The organism is Bradyrhizobium australiense, from assembly GCF_013114825.1.
Lineage (GTDB): Bacteria > Pseudomonadota > Alphaproteobacteria > Rhizobiales > Xanthobacteraceae > Bradyrhizobium > Bradyrhizobium australiense.
Genome location: NZ_JAAVLX010000018.1, coordinates 1 through 19,514, shown reverse-complemented (window position 1 = coordinate 19,514; position 19,514 = coordinate 1). Strand labels below are relative to the sequence as shown.

General features: G+C 58.5%; 12 protein-coding genes and 15 pseudogenes. 19 read left to right on the top strand and 8 right to left on the bottom strand.

Annotation, left to right across the window (positions count from 1 at the left end):
• Positions 1-526: 526 nt before the first annotated feature.
• From HCN58_RS36455 to HCN58_RS34150, 8 genes and pseudogenes are all read left to right on the top strand, one after another.
• A complete protein-coding gene (locus HCN58_RS36455; RefSeq protein WP_235984128.1) occupies positions 527-787 on the top strand; it encodes a hypothetical protein in 261 nt (86 codons plus the stop codon).
• Between the two features lie 87 nt (positions 788-874).
• A pseudogene (locus HCN58_RS36450) lies at positions 875-952 on the top strand (AAA family ATPase); the annotation flags it as partial.
• Between the two features lie 60 nt (positions 953-1,012).
• The gene (gene tnpA, locus HCN58_RS34170; RefSeq protein WP_171583729.1) at positions 1,013-1,423 is read left to right on the top strand and encodes an IS66-like element accessory protein TnpA; all 411 of its coding nucleotides are present in this window, start codon (positions 1,013-1,015) and stop codon (positions 1,421-1,423) included.
• Positions 1,420-1,767 (top strand): IS66 family insertion sequence element accessory protein TnpB, encoded by a 348-nt coding sequence (tnpB, locus tag HCN58_RS34165; protein WP_171583728.1) that lies wholly within the window; start codon positions 1,420-1,422, stop codon positions 1,765-1,767. Before tnpA ends, tnpB begins: the two co-directional genes overlap by 4 nt.
• Positions 1,768-1,840: 73 nt before the next feature.
• Entirely contained in the window at positions 1,841-3,421 is a 1,581-nt protein-coding gene (gene tnpC / locus HCN58_RS34160; protein ID WP_171583742.1) for an IS66 family transposase, read from the top strand.
• Between the two features lie 13 nt (positions 3,422-3,434).
• Positions 3,435-3,806: a DUF3024 domain-containing protein gene (locus tag HCN58_RS34155; protein WP_171583727.1), complete on the top strand. Its 372-nt coding sequence runs from the start codon at positions 3,435-3,437 to the stop codon at positions 3,804-3,806.
• Between the two features lie 28 nt (positions 3,807-3,834).
• Positions 3,835-4,229: pseudogene (gene bioD / locus HCN58_RS36445) on the top strand (ATP-dependent dethiobiotin synthetase BioD); the annotation flags it as partial.
• 286 nt (positions 4,230-4,515) lie between these two features.
• Positions 4,516-4,917, top strand: a pseudogene (locus HCN58_RS34150) (nuclear transport factor 2 family protein); the annotation flags it as partial.
• Positions 4,918-4,965: 48 nt separating this feature from the next.
• On the opposite strand, the pseudogene HCN58_RS37630 reads toward HCN58_RS34150, so the two are convergent.
• From HCN58_RS37630 to HCN58_RS34135, 4 genes and pseudogenes are all read right to left on the bottom strand, one after another.
• Positions 4,966-5,343 (bottom strand): annotated as a pseudogene (locus HCN58_RS37630) (glutamine amidotransferase-related protein).
• The gene (locus HCN58_RS37625) at positions 5,253-5,582 is read right to left on the bottom strand and encodes a glutamine amidotransferase-related protein (RefSeq protein ID WP_376701254.1); all 330 of its coding nucleotides are present in this window, start codon (positions 5,580-5,582) and stop codon (positions 5,253-5,255) included. The pseudogene HCN58_RS37630 and the gene HCN58_RS37625 overlap by 91 nt, the downstream one beginning before the upstream one ends.
• Positions 5,583-5,588: 6 nt before the next feature.
• Positions 5,589-6,934, bottom strand: a pseudogene (locus HCN58_RS37885) (anthranilate synthase component I family protein); the annotation flags it as partial.
• Positions 6,935-7,104: 170 nt separating this feature from the next.
• Positions 7,105-7,378 (bottom strand): annotated as a pseudogene (locus HCN58_RS34135) (Dabb family protein).
• Between the two features lie 242 nt (positions 7,379-7,620).
• On the opposite strand from HCN58_RS34135, the pseudogene bioB reads away from it, so the two are divergent.
• The 4 pseudogenes from bioB to HCN58_RS36415 all read left to right on the top strand — a co-directional run.
• Positions 7,621-8,630, top strand: a pseudogene (gene bioB / locus HCN58_RS36430) (biotin synthase BioB).
• Between the two features lie 41 nt (positions 8,631-8,671).
• Positions 8,672-8,777: pseudogene (locus HCN58_RS36425) on the top strand (aspartate 1-decarboxylase); the annotation flags it as partial.
• 25 nt (positions 8,778-8,802) lie between these two features.
• Positions 8,803-9,099, top strand: a pseudogene (locus tag HCN58_RS36420) (aminotransferase class I/II-fold pyridoxal phosphate-dependent enzyme); the annotation flags it as partial.
• Positions 9,100-9,107: 8 nt separating this feature from the next.
• A pseudogene (locus tag HCN58_RS36415) lies at positions 9,108-9,539 on the top strand (aminotransferase class III-fold pyridoxal phosphate-dependent enzyme); the annotation flags it as partial.
• Between the two features lie 239 nt (positions 9,540-9,778).
• Here the strand turns inward: HCN58_RS36415 and HCN58_RS34115 are convergent.
• Both HCN58_RS34115 and HCN58_RS34110 read right to left on the bottom strand, forming a co-directional pair.
• Positions 9,779-10,966 carry a M24 family metallopeptidase gene (locus HCN58_RS34115; protein WP_171583726.1) on the bottom strand — a complete coding sequence of 396 codons (1,188 nt, stop codon included), beginning with the start codon at positions 10,964-10,966 and terminating at the stop codon, positions 9,779-9,781.
• Positions 10,967-12,917: 1,951 nt separating this feature from the next.
• The gene (locus HCN58_RS34110; protein WP_171583725.1) at positions 12,918-13,145 is read right to left on the bottom strand and encodes a hypothetical protein; all 228 of its coding nucleotides are present in this window, start codon (positions 13,143-13,145) and stop codon (positions 12,918-12,920) included.
• On the opposite strand from HCN58_RS34110, the gene HCN58_RS36900 reads away from it, so the two are divergent.
• The 4 genes and pseudogenes from HCN58_RS36900 (at position 13,126) to HCN58_RS36890 (ending at position 15,061) form a co-directional block, all read left to right on the top strand.
• Positions 13,126-13,461: a TauD/TfdA dioxygenase family protein gene (locus HCN58_RS36900; protein WP_283814682.1), complete on the top strand. Its 336-nt coding sequence runs from the start codon at positions 13,126-13,128 to the stop codon at positions 13,459-13,461. The two genes, HCN58_RS34110 and HCN58_RS36900, sit on opposite strands and share 20 nt — an antisense overlap.
• Positions 13,440-14,152 (top strand): annotated as a pseudogene (locus tag HCN58_RS37620) (TauD/TfdA dioxygenase family protein). The gene HCN58_RS36900 and the pseudogene HCN58_RS37620 overlap by 22 nt, the downstream one beginning before the upstream one ends.
• Positions 14,153-14,304: 152 nt before the next feature.
• Positions 14,305-14,592, top strand: a complete 288-nt coding sequence (locus HCN58_RS34100) for a hypothetical protein (protein ID WP_171583724.1) — start codon at positions 14,305-14,307, stop codon at positions 14,590-14,592.
• Positions 14,593-14,941: 349 nt separating this feature from the next.
• Positions 14,942-15,061, top strand: a complete 120-nt coding sequence (locus tag HCN58_RS36890; protein ID WP_311966939.1) for a hypothetical protein — start codon at positions 14,942-14,944, stop codon at positions 15,059-15,061.
• On the opposite strand, the gene HCN58_RS34090 is transcribed toward HCN58_RS36890, so the two are convergent.
• On the bottom strand, positions 15,007-15,201 hold the full coding sequence (locus HCN58_RS34090; protein ID WP_171583723.1) for a hypothetical protein: 195 nt from the start codon (positions 15,199-15,201) through the stop codon (positions 15,007-15,009). The genes HCN58_RS36890 and HCN58_RS34090 overlap by 55 nt on opposite strands.
• Before the next feature lie 578 nt (positions 15,202-15,779).
• Here HCN58_RS34090 and HCN58_RS34085 point away from each other — a divergent pair.
• The 3 pseudogenes from HCN58_RS34085 to HCN58_RS34075 form a co-directional block, all read left to right on the top strand.
• Positions 15,780-16,627 (top strand): annotated as a pseudogene (locus tag HCN58_RS34085) (site-specific integrase).
• 9 nt (positions 16,628-16,636) lie between these two features.
• Positions 16,637-17,810, top strand: a pseudogene (locus HCN58_RS34080) (IS91 family transposase).
• Positions 17,811-18,214: 404 nt separating this feature from the next.
• Positions 18,215-18,871, top strand: a pseudogene (locus HCN58_RS34075) (transposase); the annotation flags it as partial.
• Positions 18,872-18,879: 8 nt separating this feature from the next.
• Here HCN58_RS34075 and HCN58_RS34070 read toward each other — a convergent pair.
• Positions 18,880-19,514, bottom strand: a pseudogene (locus tag HCN58_RS34070) (IS630 family transposase); the annotation flags it as partial.

Genomic DNA, 19,514 nt, shown 5'->3' with positions numbered 1-19,514 from the left:
CCCCGTATTTGAAATGGCCAAGCAGCAATTCGAATGTATCAAGGGCAGACGATCAACGAAATCGTCACCGGCAAACCCGTATCAGCAGGAGGCGCACTCGGCCGCCGCGAGGCAACAGGACGCAGCGTAGCTTATCTCGTAGGTCGCGCGCTTGAAACCTCGGCATTCCTGCTAATAGCGCAACAGCGATTGTACAAGGATTCGGCAACGTTGGTTCAGTAGCAGCGTATGCCCTCGCTGAAGGAGGTCTCAAAAATCATCGGTGTGAGCGATCACACGGCCGCATACTATGATCCCGCCGGTCTCTATGTCGCCGCTACACAGTCACGTGACCGAGCGGGGGTACCTTGCCGGCTTCTCCACTCAGAGCCTCGTTGAGGCGTCGAAGTTGCTCGTTCAAAAGTGCGATGTCCTCGTACCGGCTGCAATTGAGCAGGTCATTACGGGCCGAAATGCCGCATAACTCAAGTGTCGCATTCTAGCCGAAGGGGCCAATGGTCCAACGACGCCGGGAGCGGATGCGATCTTGCATGCACGAGGCGATGAGATTTTCGTATTGCCAGATATTCTTTGCAACGCGGGAGGAGTCATCGTCAGCTATTTCGAATGGGGGTTCAGGATCTCCAGCGACTCTTTTGGAAGCAGGCGAAGGTATTCGATCGTCTCTACCGAATTCTTGAACGGTCGTTCCACCAACAATAGCGCGAGCAAAACGCGATCAAAGTTCCAATCGAATGGCTGCCACAGCGATCGGAATCGGCGTGGTGCAAGGGGCCAAGCGAACTAGGAGTCGCTTTCCCTGATCACTTCGTCCTTTGCGACCTTACCGCCTCGATGATGTGATCGAAAAAAAACCGAGAGGGAAAGCTCGATGATGAGCCAGCGGATCTTGGTGACCGGCACGGATACCGGTATTGGAAAGACTGTTTTCTCCGCCGGGCTTGTTGATCTTCCGTACGCATCCGGTGACGGTCGCCTTGCGGAGTGAGGCGGGGTATTGAGAACTGTCCTTATGGACAGTGATAAGGGCAGTGCCCGGGTCGAGCGGCTTGAAGTGGTGGAGACGGGCCGGCGGCGACGCTGGTCTGAGGATGAGAAGCTCAGGATCGTCCTGGAGAGCTTACAGGCGCCGCGCCAGGTCGCGGCGACGGCGCGGCGGTACGGCGTTTCCCGCTCATTGCTGCTGCGGTGGCGGCAGTTGTTTCGTCCTGAGCCGCAGGATGGCCTCGAACGACGCTCGGGCTTCGTACCAGCGCGGGTAGTCCCGGAGTCGGGCACGGCGCCTGGTCCGGGCGGGTCGGCCAGCGGCGGCGCGATCGAGATCGAGTTTGCGGCCGGGGCTCGGATGCGGATCACGGGTGCGATCGACGCGGCGACGCTGAAGGCAGTTGTCGCGGCGCTGACTGAAGGACGGCCGCGATGATCCCCATTGCGTCGAGCGTGCGTGTGTGGATTGCGACCGGCCACACCGACATGCGCCGCGGCATGAACTCGCTGACCTTGCTGGTTCAGGAAGCCTTCAAACGTGACCCGCACGGCGGCGACCTCTACGTGTTCCGCGGCAAGAACGGCAAGCTGATTAAGATCCTTTGGCACGATGGGCTGGGCATGTCGCTCTACGCCAAGCGGCTCGAGTGCGGTCGCTTCCTGTGGCCGTCGTCGGCTGATGGCGTCGTGACGATCACGCCGGCCCAGCTTGGCTACTTGCTTGAGGGCATTGACTGGCGGATGCCACAACACACCTGGCGGCCGCAGGCGGCCGGCTGATCGCTGGGATTTGAATCGATCACACGATCGGCAGTTCGGACAAAGCCGGCGTATTGTGATTCTCTGGCCGGCGATGGGCGCCGATGATTCTCTCCCCGACGATGTGACCGCGCTGAAGGCAATGCTGCGCGCCGAGCGCGCGGCCCGGTTGGCTGCGGAAGCCGAGGCCCAAGCGCGGACATTGCTGATCGAGAAGCTCAAACTCACGATCAGGAAGCTGCGGCACGAGCAGTTCGGACAGTCGTCCGAGCGCGCAGCATTATTGGACCAACTCGAGCTGCAGCTCGCTGATCTGGAGGAGAACGCCGCGCAAGCCGAGACTGCGGCGCAGATCGCCGCAGCCGACAAGATCGCGGTGGCACCCTTCGAGCGCCGCAAGCCGGCGCGCCGGCCGCTGCCGGAGCATTTGCCGCGGGAGCGCCTTGTCTATCCCGTGCCTGCGACCTGCCCATGCTGCGGTGACAGCCGATTGCGCAAGATCGGCGAGGACGTGACCGAGATGCTGGAGCTCGTTCCACGGCAGTGGAAGGTGATCCAGCACGTGCGCGAGAAGCTGGTCTGCAGGGCTTGCGAAGCGATTACCCAACCTCCGGCGCCCTCGCACCCGATTGCGCGTGGACGTGCGGGCCCCAAGCTGCTCGCCCATATCCTGTTCGCCAAATACGGCCTGCACCTGCCGCTCCATCGTCAGAGCGAGGTCTATCGGCGCGAAGGCATCGACCTCGATGTCTCGACCCTCGCAGACTGGGTGGGAGCCTCCGCAGCAACCCTAATGCCGCTGGTCGATGCAATCCGAACCCATGTCTTCGCTGCCGAGCGCATCCATGCGGACGACACCACGGTGCCGGTCCTGGCCAAGGGCAAGACCCGAACTGGCCGGCTCTGGACCTATGTGCGCGACGACCGCCCGTTTGCCGGTCCCGATCCGCCGGCGGCGGTGTTCTTCTATTCGCCGGATCGTAGCGGTGAGCATCCGGAGCAGCATCTGGCGGGCTATGCCGGGCTGATGCAGGCCGACGCCTATGCCGGCTTCAGCAGGCTTTACGAGCCCAATCGCAAAGGCGGCCCGATCACCGAGGCCACATGTTGGGCGCATGGTAGGCGCAAGTTCTTTGATCTGGCACGGCTCACCAAGGCGCCGATCGCGGCCGAGGCGGTCAAGCGCATCGATGTCCTGTTCGCCATCGAGCGCGAGATCAACGGTGTTGCCTCGCAAGAGCGTCTGCGCGTGCGCCAAGAGCGCAGTCGACCATTAATCACCGAGCTGCATGCCTGGCTACGTGAGCAGCGCGCCAAACTCTCCAGGAACAACGACACGACCAAGGCGATCAATTACTGCCTCAGCCGCTGGAACGCATTCACTCGCTTCCTCGACGATGGGCGCCTGTGCATGTCCAACAACGCCGCCGAACGCGAGCTACGGGCCGTCGCCGTCGGAAGAAGAAACTGGACTTTCGCCGGCTCCGACGAGGGCGGCCGACGTGCCGCGGCCATTTACACCCTCATCGCGACCGCCAAACTCAACGACATCGATCCGCAGGCCTGGCTCGCCGATGTGCTGGCGCGCATCAACGATCATGCTATCCAGAGGCTGGATGAGCTTCTGCCCTGGAACTGGCGAAAGCCCGTGCCGAGCCATATCGAAGCAGCGTAAGCCAAGAGGACACATGAGAGCGAGCGGTTTGTCCGCGGCAGATAAATCGGCGGTGACGGCCGCCTGCCAGCAGCTCATCGACGACTTTCTGAAACCCCGCTTCCTGCCCACTATCCGGCCGACGCAGTTCAACTATCCCGTCGATATCCTGGGAAGATGGCACGGCACCAAATATCGCTTCATTCAACGCTACCGTTCCGGCTTCCCGGAGAATCTCGGCGAAGAGTTCGACGCCCCGTTCGCCCGCCTCGACTGGCTCAGCCGTGATCGCTTCGACGTCCAGTGGCACCGTCACACCGGAGAATGGTTCTGCCTATATCGCGGCCTTACCCTCGCCGAAGCGATTGACACGCTACGATCCGACGGATTGCTCTACCCACATTGAACAACGGAACTCTACAAGCTTAGGTCCCCTGCGGTCCTCCCCGGACGGATACGATCTTCCTGGCGCCGACTACTGGAAACCGAATCAGTCGGGCCTCGAAGGGGAGACGGATGCCGAGTGCGTTGCACGGCTGGGCGGGCTCTCACCTGATCGGGTCGTCCCGGAGCCCTACCGCCTCCGCATGCCGGCTCCCCGTATCATTCTGCGGAAATAGACGGAATTCGGATTGACTCGGAACCGCTCGATGTCCCCCTACCGGCCAACGCCCGCTGGTGATCGAGGGGGCCGGCGGGCTAATGGTGCCGCTCACCCCGAAGTCGGTTTATGCCGACGTCCTTTGAGCGATTTAGACTTCCCATTGTGCTTTGTGCAAGAACGGCGCTCGGCACCATCAATCACTCGTTGCTATCGATAGAGGCGCTACACGCTCCAAGCCGCATTCAATGTCGCGTTCCGTGCAGATGATTTCGTCAGATAAACCCAGCAAGAAGCCTCGATCTGAGAAAGACGAATGTGCGTTCCTTGGTCGAAGCGGTGCGACCGTTCTGAATCGCTACAACTGAGGACGATTGTCTTGCACGACGGCAAGTCATTTCGCGTCCCGTGCCAATTTCGACCAACTCTTGCGGTTACTGCCTAGTGAGTTCTGCCGCCCCCTTGAACCATCGACCGACGCTTATGAAGCACTCCCGCTGCGAGAGTGTCAAAAGTGACAGAGCATTGTTTCTGGCGTTTATCGCGAACGTTGGTTCGCGCGATTAATGATCGGTACTTTGAGGATATCGAGGCGCTCATCGACGAGAATGTTCAGTGGGCACTCTACGGTCCAATCGAGATGTTCCCCTTTCTCGGCACACGGTATGGTCGGAATGCCGTGCTAGACGTGATTCGCCAAATCTCGAACGATGTCCAAATACGCCGTTTCGATCGCGAGACAGTCATACCTGGTGTCGATTCCGGCGCGTCAATGCTGCGCTGTTGCTTAACAGAGCGGCAGTCCGATAAGCCTATCGCGCTTCGCATGTCGCAGTTCGCTCAATTCCGCTCCGGCAGGCTCGTAAAAAGTCATGTGCTCAAGGATACTTTTGATCTCGTCGAGCAGACGCTCGGGTTCTTAGCTCCCGTTCTCGATGAAGTCTTAGATAGGCGAAAGGAACGTTCACCCGCAGCGCCCGACGCCCTTTCTTGCGCTCTGAAATCGCCTGCGAGCCGCAGAAAGTTCAAACAACGCGTACCCTTGTTGCGTAAGTATAGATTCCGGATGGAACTGTACTCCATAGGTTGGTTGATATTTATGTGCGGCGCCATGATCTCACCTTCCTCCGAATGGGCTGTCGCCGAGAGGCTCGGCGCACACGACTCGTCTACCTCAACCAGAAGAGAGTGGTAACGTCCGAACGCAAAGCGGCGACTGCAGCCCGTTAAACAGCCCGAACCCGTCATGCACTACGTAAGACGACCGGCCGTGCATTGGGTAGCGGGCACGCGCCACTCGGCCGCCGAAAGTACTCCCAATGGATTGGTGTCCGAGGCAGATCCCCAGGATAGGGACATGGCCTGAAAGTTCGCGGACGACAGCGGTAGATATTCCTGCCTCGCTTGCGTGCAGGGACCAGGAGAGATGACTATGGCGTTCGGCTTGAGACGAGCGATGTCGGTGACGGTGACCGCGTCGTTTCTGATCACCTGCGTTGATTCACCGAGCCTGCGAAGATAGCGAGCGATGTTGAAGACAAAGGAATAGTAATTGTCGATGATTATGATCAAAGCACACACGGATGTGTCGGCAGCAAATGCTTCAAAGATTCGCTGGGCCTTCGCAAGCGTCTCCTCATATTCAGCCTCTGGATCTGAGATCGCCGTGATCCCGCCGCCAGCATGAAATTCGGCTACCTTGTCCTGTATCGTTACTGTGCGGATCGCAATATTTGTATCCATGTGTCCGCTGAAAGCGATAAAGCCGATCGCCCCGCAGTAAATCTGGCGCGCCACGCGCTCGATTTCCGCGATAATCTCCATCGATCTTACCTTGGGATCCCCGGTAATGGAGCCGCCTGGAAAGCAAGCGCGGAGCAGGGTGACGGCGTCTTGGCCTTCTGCAAGTCGCCAATAACCGTCGACACCAGGTGGTGCACTGAGGCATAGGATTCGAGGCCGCATAGCATGGGCAATTCGACCGAATGCGCAGTGCAGAAACGGGACAGATCGTTTCGCAGGAGGTCGACGATCATGGTATTCGGCGCGGTCTTTTTGAGACCGGAGGAGAATGTTGGCTCGACAATGGTCTTCCGAGGAATCAGCCGAGCGCGCGACAGTGCCCTTGATGGGGCGCGTTTCGACTTTCCGCTCATCGAGCTTTAGGAAACGTTCTGCCGAACTCGATGCGATGGTTAGTGTGTCATAGAGCAGAAGGGCCATGAAAGGTGGGTGCCGGGTTCACGGATTGCAAGCGGCAGTAGAAGTCCATCGGATCGAATGAAGCCGTTATCTGGGCTCTGAATCGCTGCGCAATATTAGCTTGGAAGACGTCGCCAGCCAGGATCAACTCGATTACATGTTGTACCGCGGCTGCGTAAGTCTTCCGACCGAAGTTCGAGTGCTAGCCATTTACTTGATTCGAAAAACTGCGCCGCGGCGGGTTTGAGCTGGCAAGCAGAGCCTCGGATTCGTCGGCTCGAGGAAATGCATGATCCTTCTGACACTCAGGATCATGTGCCGGCCAGCCGGTAGAAGTGATCCAGCATCTCTTGTCTTTGTGGTCATAGCTGACTACCACGTCATAGGAGTGCAAGATGGATTGGGGCGCGCATTGAGAGCTTGGAAGAGCCGGCAATCGCTCTAATGTCCTATTGAGATCGTAAGCAAAGAACCCCGCTGCGCCTCCCTGGAAGGGCGGGGGCTCGGAACGATGCCGTAGGGAATACCGCGCGAGTAGCGAGCGAAGTATATCCCACGCGTCGCCGCAGACAGGAATTCCTTTCCAGTTCGCCTGTCCATCCGCGACGGTTGCGAGTAGCGCCCTAGTAGGTCGTGTTTTGAAGCGCTGTCCAAAAAGGTAAGATGCGGCCGCTGCGCGAGACGGCGCACGCCATGACAGGATCAATCCACTGCAGTTCGCGTATGTGCATCGATGATTTAAATGGGCAAACCGTAAGAGGCGCTTCGATGGTAAAACCTCATTGTCAGCGTCTCTGGCCAGGCACTCGCAAGATCTTGAGGACGTATGCCCTTGCCGGGAAGGTGAACCGATCTCCGGAGTGTGACTGCTATTCACGCACGAGCCGTACCGTGTGCTACATCAATCAGCCGCGAACCGGAGCTCGCGGAGTCGCCGTACCCGCCTAATCGGCTCCTGGTATAAGTCGTGCGCCTTGTAAGCCGTGAGTACCGCCTCGTGGTCGAACTCACCATAAACCACGACGTCAATCTCGTTTCCGAGCTGGTCGGTCTTGCGATTGCAGCAACTCGAGCCGGCGGGCATGGGGGATTTTGGTGAGCACCAACAAGCCTTCGACTATCTCTTGGATGCGGGCCTCGTCCTTGGCGGTAAACAAGACAACGTGACGAATCATGGTCAAACGAACGCCCTCATGGCGTTGTCCTGGAATCCTACTGCGTGAAAGCGTGCCAGGCGGCGCCGGCTAGTCCCCGCTGAGTCGTCGTCCGCACAGAACTAATCCGATCACTGGATGTGCTTCTGAGGCGTTCTCGCGAACTAGATAGCAGTTTCGCGTGATGAAAACCTGCGCCAAAGCAAGAGAACTGGTCCAATGAAGCGCGAATTCGGCAATCAGCCCAGGATTTCTTCTTGGGGATGGAGGTAAGTTCGCCTCTCTTACATGGAGGCCTTTATGATTTCTGCGGTGTCGGCGGACGAGAACGATGCCGCAACGGTGGAGTGGTCCGGGGTAACTGGCAGCGCTCCGAGGCAGAGGCGTTCTATTACTTGCCCTTCGCCGATCTCATTTTTCAGTCGCAGAGCATCCATCGCCGGAACTTCGACCCAAACCACCTCGAAGCCGCAAGCTTGCTCAGTATAAAGACGGGCGGCTGTTCGGAAGATTGCGGCTACTGTTCGCAGAGCGCGCACTATGACACCGGCGTCAAGGCCACCCGCCTGATGGATCCTGACGATGTGATCGCCGCGGCGCAGCGCGCCAAAGACTGCGGCGCAGTGCGGTTCTGTATGGCCGCGGCTTGGCTCAGCCCAGAGGACCGTGATCTTGATCAGGTGTGCAACTTGGTCGGCGCCATCAAAAATCTTGGTATGGAAACCTGCGTTACGCTCGGATGCTGACCGCGAGGCAGCCTACACGGCTCTCCGAGGCCGGCCTCCACTTCTACAATCACAACGTCGACACTTCGCCCGAGTTCTACGCCAAGATCATCGCTACTCGTACCTTGGAGGATCGAATCGACACCCTTGCAAATGTCCGCGCCGCCGGCATCAAGGTCTGCTGCGGTGGCATTGTTGGCATGGGGGAAAGCGTTGAAGAGCGGATCGGTATACTCCTGTTGCTCGCCAATCTACCAACGCATCCCGAAGGTGTCCGGATCAACCTGTGGAACGAGGTCAAAGGTGTGCCAGTCAGCGACGCTCCGGAACGTCACGCTGGTGCGCCTGATCGCAACAGCTCGCATAATGATGCCCAAGAGTCTGTTGCGATTGTCCGCCGGATGACAATACATAGCGATGAACTGCAGGCTCTCTGCTTTTTGGCCGTTGCGAACACTATCTTCATCGGTGATGTGCTCTTGACAACCAAAAACCCACAGCGGGACAGCGATGCGCAGTTGCTGGACCGGCTTGGCATCAAGCTTTGAGCGGTTCACGTCGCTGAGCGCAATTCCAGGTTAGGTGTCGAATGCAAGTTACTCTGAAGGGGCAAGATCCATTGCGCCTCGGTGACTCAGGCCGATCTGCATTATGACGGATCGATATCGATTGACCGTGCGCTGATGGAGGCGGCCACTACTCATCCTGCAGCAATGAACGGAACGTCAGCAACGTCTGGCGAACTTGGTGGCGTTTCACACATCGGGAGATAAAGGGGCGCGGCTGGAGCTGTTCGTCGAAATCGCAGATCGTGCCGTACATTGTAGGCGACAACGACCGTGCGATGCAGCTTGCTTCCGCGATACAGGCGCGCGGCTTCGACGTCCGCGGGATCCGACCCCCAACGATACCAGTAGGTACGGCCCGGCTGCGAATTCACTGACCCTCAATGTCGGGGAGGAGGTGTGCTCAATGCTCGATGCAATCATTGAGGAAGCACGATTTGGTAGTTGCTAGCGCATGGCATCCAAGACGACCTCGCAATCTGGCATCCGTACACTCAACATGGGCTTCAGGCCGAATCGACAAATATCGCTGCAGGCAGCGGTGCTTATCTTTTTGCGGCGGACCGCAGACGTATCATTGATGCCATCTCATCTTGGTGGGTGGTGGCCCATGGTCATTGTCATCCACGCATTGTAAGTGCGATTCAGCAACAGGCCGGAAAACTGACCCAGATCATCTTCGCGGGACATACTCATGATCGCGCTGAAGAGCTCGCAGCGCTGCTTTTGAAGTTTACTCCAGCTGGTCTCGATTACGTGTTCTTCTCCGATAGCGGTTCAACGAGCCTAGAACTGGCGCTAAAAATGGCGCTCGGATACTGGTATAACATCGGTGAGCCGCGCACACGCATCGTTATGCTTGAAAAGCCATATCACGGCGACACGGTGGGGCGATGTCGGTTGGTGCCGCCGTCCGCTGTGCTGCGAGGGCCAGTTTGCGCCGGACGCTGGTGCTTTCGGTCCTTGCCTGCGGCGCATACCCGGCGCGACGGAAATACTGGAGACGACCAGCATCCGCAGACTTACCGGTTCTGCAAATTGCAGGGACCGCGCTTGGAAAGTCGTGCCAAGTGAGCGTTGCGACCGGCCTTGCGCGGGCCCTGGATCAGCAGTCTCGAGATTGTGTCCTTTTATTTTATGATCAATTGTCGCGGGAATGTTGTCAGATCTTCCCGGCCTGTTTCAGTCACAATGAAGGACTGAGTGATCGTGACGCCGTTCTCGCCGAGCCATAGCCCCGGCATCATGTGAAATGCCATGCCGGGCTCTAGAACAGTGAGATCACTGCTTCGGAGACTCGCGGTGCGTTCCCCCCAAGTCGGCGAGAAACCGATTCCTATCGAGTAACCGAGTCTAGCTTCCTTTTGAAAGCCGTGCCGGGCAATCGTAGCTTGCCAGGTGCGTTCGATAACAGCGCAAGTGACGCCAGGTTTCACCTCCGCCAATGCCGCTTCGATACCTTCGACTACTGCGTTGGAAAGCCGAAGATACGAGTCCGGTGGTGAGCCAAGGAATATCGTGCGACTAATGGGGGCATGATAGCGCCGGCGGCAGCCAGACGTCTCCACATTCACCGGAACGTTTCTGCCGATTAGACGATCCGACCAAGGCGCATGCGGTTCGCCTGATCGCGAGCCCGTGAGCAAGTAGGTCGGGCTCGAAGGTAGAACACCGCCGAATTCCGACGTGCCGGCGATCATGCGCTGGTAAATCACTGACGCTAGGTCGCACTCGCGCATGCCAGGCTTTGCTGCCTCGATAGCGTCGCTAATCATCGCGTTTGAAATCTTGCCCGCCTCCCGCATAATTGCGAGTTCCGCTGGGCTCTTGCAAATGCGGATCCAATTGATGAGGAGTTCGGCGTCAACGAAGCGCACGTTCGGGAGAGAGCCAAGGAGCTTGGTATGCGTCATTGCCGTGTAATAGAACGAGCCCGTCTCAGTCCCGATAGCTTTAAGGGTTGGACAAATCTCTCTGAGTTGTCCAACGAGGAAATCAACTGGATCCCGTTCTGAGGATTGCACATATTCGTCCATATAGGGGCGGATGGCTTTCTCTGAAAGATGTGTCATTCGCCGCACCGACACCGCATCCATGAACCGGCCGATCCAGACGGGTTCATCAAGATCGCGATGGACAACCAGCATCTGAAAGACGTAATAGGAGTAGGCCTCGTATCCCGTGAGATAGTAGATGTTTGATGGCTCGCTGATGAGCAGCGTATCCATCTCCCGCCGTTCCATCTCCTTCTTGACCAACGTCAAGCGACGGGAAAATTCCGGTTTTTCGAATGGTATTCCGTCTCCGGTCGGGCTCATAACATAGTTCCTTTTTTTACTAAGATATCGTCGCCGATCATGTCTGAACGGCCATTGATAAGACGCCCTTGGGCGGAAAGCGGCAGTTTTGCATCCCCATGAGCTTCAGCGCGAGGGCCCAACTGGAACGGATCGAGGGGGGCCGTATCGTTTCAAAGAACTGTACGCGACCAATCGCGTTGCATGTGGCTCTGGCCGCCGGCCGATTATCGCCTATCCTCCTGCCATCTGCCCCTTTGATGAAGCGCGTGAAAACGAAATTCTCGTTATCATTCTGGACAGTAACGATGTCTCGATATCATACAGTGCAATCACTTCCTCGCTCATGCTTAAATCCTGCATTCGGAGGCCGTCGTCAACGGATTTTAACGGCTGGGCTGGTTATAAAGGCGAAGGACCAACGCCTTGAGGCAAGAAAGTGGAAGGTGGCGGCCCCTGCGGGGAACGTGTGCTATCATTCGATTTCGCAACTGAAGAAGGCAACGCTTAAATCGGCTTGGCGGGTTAGCCGGCCGTAGCAGCAATTCGGCTGCCTTCGGTCAACCTAGATCGACGCAATGAAATCCATCAAATAGACACGGTCGAATGCGGAAAAAGAGCTCTGAAGCGCAACAGATTGCATCAATCAACTTCGATACATCGCTAATATGCAGCAGGGTTTTTTTTAGGAGTAGCCGGTTTAGCCTCTGGCAAGACATCAACCATCGCAATGCGACGCAACGGCATAGGAGTGAGCATGGCTAGCCATTTCTATCGAATCCGTATGGGCAGGTACGCCGAGACGTTGTTCTGGCGCAGCAAACACGACCTGAATCAAAGGCTCTGCTGCAGTACAAGCTGATGAAGCTCGGGTGCGAACTGACGGGAGCAAGCACCGGTCCACCGGCGCCGACGGGCCGGTCTGCTGTGAACCTGACCCGGCTAAACAGTCACAGGGCTGAATTGACTTAATTAGAGCCGCCAAGGCGATTTCGCAAACGTTGCCGAGAACTGGCCTTGCGAGTCGCCGAAATTAGCGCCTTGGTAGTTGGGATATCTATCCACCCCATCCGATCTGCTCATGAGCCGGCGCCATTGTTCGGCAAACTTCCTTCCTGATTCCGCTGATACGGAACGCGCTACACCGAGCGACAAAGGTCCTCAGTTCGTCACAAGAACTCAAGCCGACAACACTGAGTCTCGAACGCTTGAATTCAAGGGCGCCGATCCGCATATCTTTCTCCCTAGGGGCTAGGGCGATTTCGACGTATTCCATGCGTCCATCATCGCGCGTTCTGCGCGGGATTCTCGATGCACCTTGCGAAAACATCCCAAGTGCGGCCCCGACGCCCACGTCGTCTCCACAATGTTCGAAGCAGGTGGGGCGGCGTTGGGCGAGTTCAAGATGCCGCATGCTCTTGAGTGTTGATGCGCCGTGCGCGCCGGATCGCCAGATGCCGGCGCGAAAGACAACACTCATTTGTTGCTGTCTCTTATTGCCAACTGCTTGCTGCCGGATCGACGTCCAAGTTATCCGCCCACGTGAACAAGTGCTTTAGCGCTGGCACCGAATATCTGTTGCGTCTCGCGTCTTGCTAGCGCGCATTAGACGTGCGCGACCTCTGTTGAACGTCCAAGCAAGTGCTGAAAGCCCATCGGCAGGTCTCTTTTCTTCCGCCATAAACTTCTAGTGATCCGCCCCAGCTTTTGCGTGCTCGTCATGAAGTCGTAGGATTCCATCGATAGTGAGGTTTGAGAAAGCCGTTTTTTGAAGCAACATTCAGTGATGAAGGATATGCGCTCACATCGACTAACAGATACAACACTTCTAGGGTATCGTGTGTTGATTGCTTGGGCCGCTACGTATTGCGGTCGTATGACTCCGCTACGTATTGCGGTCGTATGACATGGTCGTCTGGACGCTATCGTGCACATATTCCAGCACCTCCGTCGGACATGATGAGATCATTGCTCAGAGTCGAAAATAAGGCGAATTTCGTTTCATTGACTGCGCATCGTTCGCGCTTACATTTTTGGATGTCAAAGCGAGGCCATTCACCATCAAGTTGCGGTCGAGAATCGGCTGCTGACCGGAATGATCTTGCATATTTTCCGTCGTCGCTGCCGCGATCAGTGCATGGCGGAGTTTCGTCCAAGGGATCGCGCTTCCGAGAGCAATCATGAGCAGTACGACGAACATAGACAATGTCATATCGGGCGCAGACGTCATTAAGCGCGCGATCCGGCTTGGTGCCGAGATCCGCAACATTAGGCTGTCGGGAGACTTGTCCGACGATGTCTTGCGAGCGATCGGCCGACTGCTGCTCGAGCACAAGGTGATCTTCTTCCGTCACCAACAACATCTGGATGATGCCGAACAGGAGCGCTTTGCTGTTCGACTAGATAGGCTGATCCCGTCCCCTCAAGTCGGTGTGACCGATCGGACGTCCTCCATCCTGGAGCCATCTTCGGGCCGCACCGGTGGCGCCGACCAATGGTGTGCGGATGTCATTTGACGGCTTTCCGAAATATCTCCGTGCGGCGCACCGTGATGACTACGCTTTATGGCGGTGACACCGTTTGGTCGAATACGGCGGCCGCGTATCTTGATCTTCCGTTATCGCTGCGCATGCTCGCTGACGAACTCTGGGCGGTTCATACCAATGCCAATCCTTACGCCGTGCAAGAGCAATCCGCCGAGGCGAACGAGATGCAGTTCGACGAGGTGTTCACCGGAACGATCTACGAAACCAAACTTCCGGTGGTTCGAACTCATCCCGAAACCGGCGAGCGCACGCTCGTGCTTGCAATCTCGTGCAGCGCTTTGTTGGGCTGCAGAAACATACCGGTCAAAAGTTGCTCGATTTGTTCCAATCCTACATCACGGCGCCACACAATACGGTGCGCTGGAGGTGGAGGGAAGGCAACGTTGCGATCTGGGATAAACGCCTCACGCAGTCGGCCAATGATCGTCCATGGTTGGCGATCGCGATGTGGTCGGCCTCGGTGCCCGTCCTGGCGTCGAGACGCAAAAGCCGCAGGCAGCCAAGGCTCGAGCAGCTTAAGCCAGCGAGTCGCAAAGGCTCGCCGAGCCAAAACTCCTTCCAGAGGCCGTACCGCAGCAATACGCCGGGTTCGACACTAAACCTGCTTAAAATGTGCGGTCTTGGGCGGAAACGGCAGGAACAATGCGTCCAATTTGACTAGACCATTCATCTGTTGATTGGCGGGCCAAGGCGGTGAGTACTGCTTTCTTCAGGATGCTGGTCCAATGAACGGTGCTTCATGCCCTATTACGATCTTGTGAGCGGTAGCCTTCTGGCGTTGATGGCGGCTGGTCTGCAAAAACAGTCGCGTCCATGACGGCGGCCATGCGCCAACTTGGCGAGGGACGGTTCGATGTCATTTTGCCGGGAGGCCGAAAAAATCAACTCGGCGGGATGGCCGAAGCGGTCGAATTGTTCAAGCTGAAAGACCGCGAGAGAGCAACAGTAGAACTTGAGGCGAAGACCGAACAGGATCGTACTGCCGCCGCGCAGCGTAAGGCCAATATCGCCCGGCTCGCGGGGAATTCGAGAGCCACCGTCGGCTTATCGACACCGTCTCGTCGGCATCGTCCGAGCTTGAGGGCTCCGTCCGCAGTCTAACCCCCACGGCTGATCACAGCCGGCAACTCTCGGTCGAGGTCGCCGCCTCATCCGAGGACGCATCCGCCAACGTTTAGCGCGTCGCCGCAGCGACAGACGAGATGGCTGGAACCATCGCCCAACCTCGGCCGTAGAACGAGTCGCCAATATAGCGCGCGAGGCGGTTCTCAAGGCAGAACCGGAGCGACCAACGCATTACCGATTCGACCGCCGCGGCGGAGCGGATTGGCAGCGTGGTCCAGTTGATCGCCGCAATTGCGGCAGCAAACAAATTTGCTCGCGCTGAACGCTACGATTGAAGCGGCAAGCGCAGGAGATTTCGGCGGGTTTTGCCGTTGTAGCCCAAGAAGTGAAGTCTCTTGCGACGCAAACCGCGCATGCGACCAATGAGATCAATAAGCACATTAGCGCAATTCAGGCGGCGACCGCCGCCTGCACGCATCTTATGAAGGTTTCAATCGTTGCATGAAGCTTCGCGAACTCCTGGAACGACCGCTCGTTCACCAGAAAGTCCAGCGTTGCGCCGAAGGATGCATCGACGCTCACATGGCGATCTTCGTAGATATGTAGAAATGCGCGCTCGCCGTAAGTCGTAGGCCGCCAGAGCATTGACTTTGCACCTCTTCGAAGCGGCCGGTTGAGCTTTGCATTGATCTCAGGCCCCCAATGGATCATTGGCATCGAGGTGAGCTTATCCCCGAGCCGACACGGTTGTACGTCATACAAGCAGGAGTAGTAAAGAGCATGATCTGTGAAATGCGCTGATCCTTAATTGGGTCTCACCAGCGCTTGGTCCTGTTTTGGCGCGCGTGGTTGGTCCCGGCATGAAGAGGGGCTGCTTTGCAAGCCGCGCGGATTCAGGTGCGCGCCGCGGGACCGTGCCCGTCCATAAATTCCGGCGCGGTGGAGAGCAGCACAATGCGACGGGTTGAAATTTATCGGGGCAAAACATCCGGGAATCGTCCGTGAACAAGGCTCTAAGCGATTGAGCGGGAGTCTGTTTTTCGGATCCGAGGCCGTTTGAGATTGCAGGGATTTGGCGGTTGAGACCGCCAAACCCTGCAATTTCGTTTCCAGATTGAACGAAGCCGCTGGCGCGGCATTTGAGGAGAGGTGGTAATGGCCGCCTCCTGTCTGAGAGCATCGAGGGTTTTCAGAGCCCAACCCTTCAGACAGTAGGTTTTCCGATGGCCCAGGTGAGCCCTCTCCGCCGACGCATGATCGAGGACATGACGGTCCGCAATTTGTCGCCGGCGACCCAACGATCGTATCTCAACGCGGTATCGAAGTTTGGCCGATCACCTGACCATTTGGGCTTGGAGGACGTTCACGCGTTCCAGGATCATCTGGTGGCGACGGGGATATCGTGGCCTGCACTCAACCAGATCGTCTGTGCGTTGCGATTCTTCTACGGCGTGACGCTCGGCCACAGCACGATCCCGGAACGCATTGCTTACGCGCGGGAGCCACGCAAGCTGGCGGTCGTGCTGAGTGCCGACGAGGTGGTGAGCTTTGTGGAGGCGATCCCGAGCCCAAAGAGCCGCATAGCGTTGACGACAGTCTATGCCACCGGATTACGCGTGTCGGAGGTGGTTTTCCTCAAGGTCGCGGATATCGACAGCCAGCGGATGGTGATCCGGGTCGAACAAGGCAAAGGCGGCAGAGACCGTTACGTCATGCTCTCGCCGCAGCTTCTGAAGATTCTAAGGGCCTATTGGCGGCTAACCCAACCGACACGCTGGCTATTTCCTGGCCGCGACGGTGAGCGGCCGCTTGATGCGACCGTGCTGCACGCGGCGTGCCGCTCGGCCCATATCGCAGCCGGTCTGAACAAGCGCGTGACGGTGCACACACTAGGCACAGTTTTGCCACCCATCTTCTGGAGAACGGCGCCGACATTCGTGTCATCCAGGTGCTGCTCGGCCATGCCAGCCTGCAAAGCACGGCACGCTACGCCCAGGTTGCCACCAAAACCATCAGCCAGACCCCGAGTCCGCTTGACCGGCTGCGATTAGAGATCGTTCCGCCCGGCTGATCGGGCATCATGGGTCCGGCTTTAGAGGTGGCGGACATATTCCGCCGCCACGGCGAAGCTTTTCGACAGGCGCATGCCGGTCACCTCGGCCGCGTCGAGCGACGCGTGATGGGCGCCATCACGGCGTGTCGGACGGCCGTGCTCGGTGGCCATGTCGAGCAATGCGACGACTGCGGTGCGACGCGCATCGCCTACAACTCCTGTCGCAATCGGCACTGTCCGAAGTGCCAGGGCGCGGCACGCGCGCAATGGCTCGCCGAGCGGCAAGCCGAACTCCTTCCCGTGCCGTATTTCCACGTGATCTTCACCTTGCCGGCGCCGGCCAGAGAGATCGCCTTCCAGAACAAGGCGGTGGTCTATGCCATCCTGTTCCGCTGCGCGGCGGAGACACTTAACTCCATCGCGGCCGACCCCAAGCACCTCGGTGCCCAGCTCGGCGTGACCGCCGTCCTCCATACCTGGGGCCAGACCCTGCAACACCATCCGCATGTCCACTGTGTCGTGCCTGGTAGTGGACCTTCGCTCGACGGCACACGCTGGGTCGCTTGCCGGCCCGGCTTCTTCCTGCCGGTGCGCGTCCTCGCCCGGCTGTTTCGCCGCCTGTTTCTGCAAGAGCTGCAAGCTGCCTTCGCGGCCGGCCAATTAGGCTTTTTTGGTAATCTCGCTCATCTCGCCGATCCCGCCGCGTTCACCCGGCGGCTTGATCAGCTCCGACGGACCGACTGGGTCCGCCAAGCCACCATTCGGCGGGCCCGAACAGGTGCTGGCGTATTTCGGCTGCTATACGCATCGCGTCGCCATCGCCAACAGCCGACTGATCTCGCTCGCCGATGGTAAGGTGAGCTTTTCCTGGAAGGACTATCGGCAGAATCGCAAAGCCAAGGTGATGACGCTTGATGCCGACGAGTTCATCCGTCGCTTTCTCCTGCACACCCTGCCGGACGGCTTCCATCGCATCCGCCACTATGGCTTCCTCGCCAATGGCGGACGCAACGACCGACTCGCCCTTTGCCGTCAGCTCCTCGCTGTCCGCCATCTTCCGCCAGATCGAGAAGCCGGCACCGATCCCTTCGCCAAATGTGAGATTCCCGCCTGCCCACATTGCGGCGGCACCATGCGGCGCATCGACGTCGTCCCGCGAGCCTGCGCGCGCGACCAGCCATTCCGTTGTGACACGTCATGACCAGCGCCTGCACCATCCACCCCTTCCATGATCACCTTCTCGGTGGCAACGTCGGCTGTCGCCGTGGCCGCGCTCGTCACCGTTCACGCTGTCAGTCATTCGGCCGCGCATCCCAGCGCAGCAAATCTCTCGCGGCATCGCGCTCTCGGCCCGATCAATGGCGCCGCTCACATCAGCTGAATGTCTCGCCGACGCGCGGCGACCACAGGCGCGCCTTCTCCGCAGTTGCACCGGCTGCACTATCGCCATAGCGCCCACAACTCCGCGGCTTCGTTCAATCCGGCTTCTATGAGGTCGCACGCTACGACAGAGCGCGCGGCTGGCCTTTGCCACGCGACCTCACAGAGCCCTCAAGATTCCCTCGAAGCGGGAAGCATGATTCCTTGTCTGCATCGGAGGAGACGATGCGGCCGAAGAAACACCAGACGACTGGATCGAACGATCTGTTCCGGACGCGGCGCGACCAGATCATCAATCTGAAGCACGAGCTGGTTTTGCTCGCCGGCAAGATCGACTGGGACTGGATCGACGGCGAGATTGCGCCGCTCTACAGCGAGCACGGCCGGCCGGGGATCGCGACCCGCTTCATGATGGGGCTTCTGCTGCTCAAGCACATTTACGGGCTATCCGACGAGGGGGTGTGCGAGCGCTGGGTCCACGACCCGTATTTCCAGTACTTCACCGGCGAGGCCGACCGACGCAAAACTGTTGCATGCGGCGATCCGGGGACTGAACCGTCCGGCGATCAGGCACGGCGTGCGGTTGCGGCAATCCTATCTGCGGATCGCCAAGACGCGGCGATGATGGCGGGGCGCTATGCCCATGCCAAGCAGTTCAAGCGGCATCAGCGGCAGTTGCGCATCCTGCGCAGCCGGCTGGGCCGGATCATCCGCGATATCCGCCGCAAGATCCAAGGACGGACGGCTCTCGAGGAGACCTTCGCACTTCCACTCGGCCGCGCCGCTCAGATCCGCTCGCAGCAGCAGCGCCAGCGCGGCTGGAAGCTCTATTCCTTCCATGCCCCGGAGATGGAGTGCATCGGCAAGGGTAAGGCTAGAGCATGATGAGATTAGGTTTGTTCATATCCGGCGTTGGCGAAGTAATTGGCGCACTCGGCCGGTGAGACGGTATTGAGGATGGGAGCGATAGCATCGAAGACGGCCTCGGTGGTTCGCTGTGCGGCTTTGCGCAGCCAATGTTTGAACTTGGCGAAGAACTGCTCGATCGGATTGAGATCGGGCGAGTATTTCGGCAGGTAGAAGAGCCGGGCGCCGGCGGCGCGGATGGCATGGCGAACGGCCTTAGCCTTGTGCGAGCCCAGATAGTCCATGATGACGATGTCACCGTGCCGCAGCGTCGGAACCAGAACGTTCTCAAGGTAGAGAAGGCTTCGCCGTTGATCGGTCCCTCGATGAACCACGGAGCGGTGATGCGATCGTGGCGCAAAGCGGCGATGAAGGTCATGGTGCGCCAGCGGCCGTGCGGCACCTTGGATGTGATGCGTTGACCGCGCGGCGCCCAGCCCCGCAGCGGCGCCATATTGGTTTTGGTCCAGGTCTCATCGATGAACACCAGGCGAGTGGGATCGATCCGATCCCGATACTTGGTCCACTGCGCCTGCCGACGCGCGACATCGGGACGGTCCTGCTCGGCGGCAATCAGCGTCTTTTTTTGTAACTGAGCTTCTCAGCGTGGACGAACTCC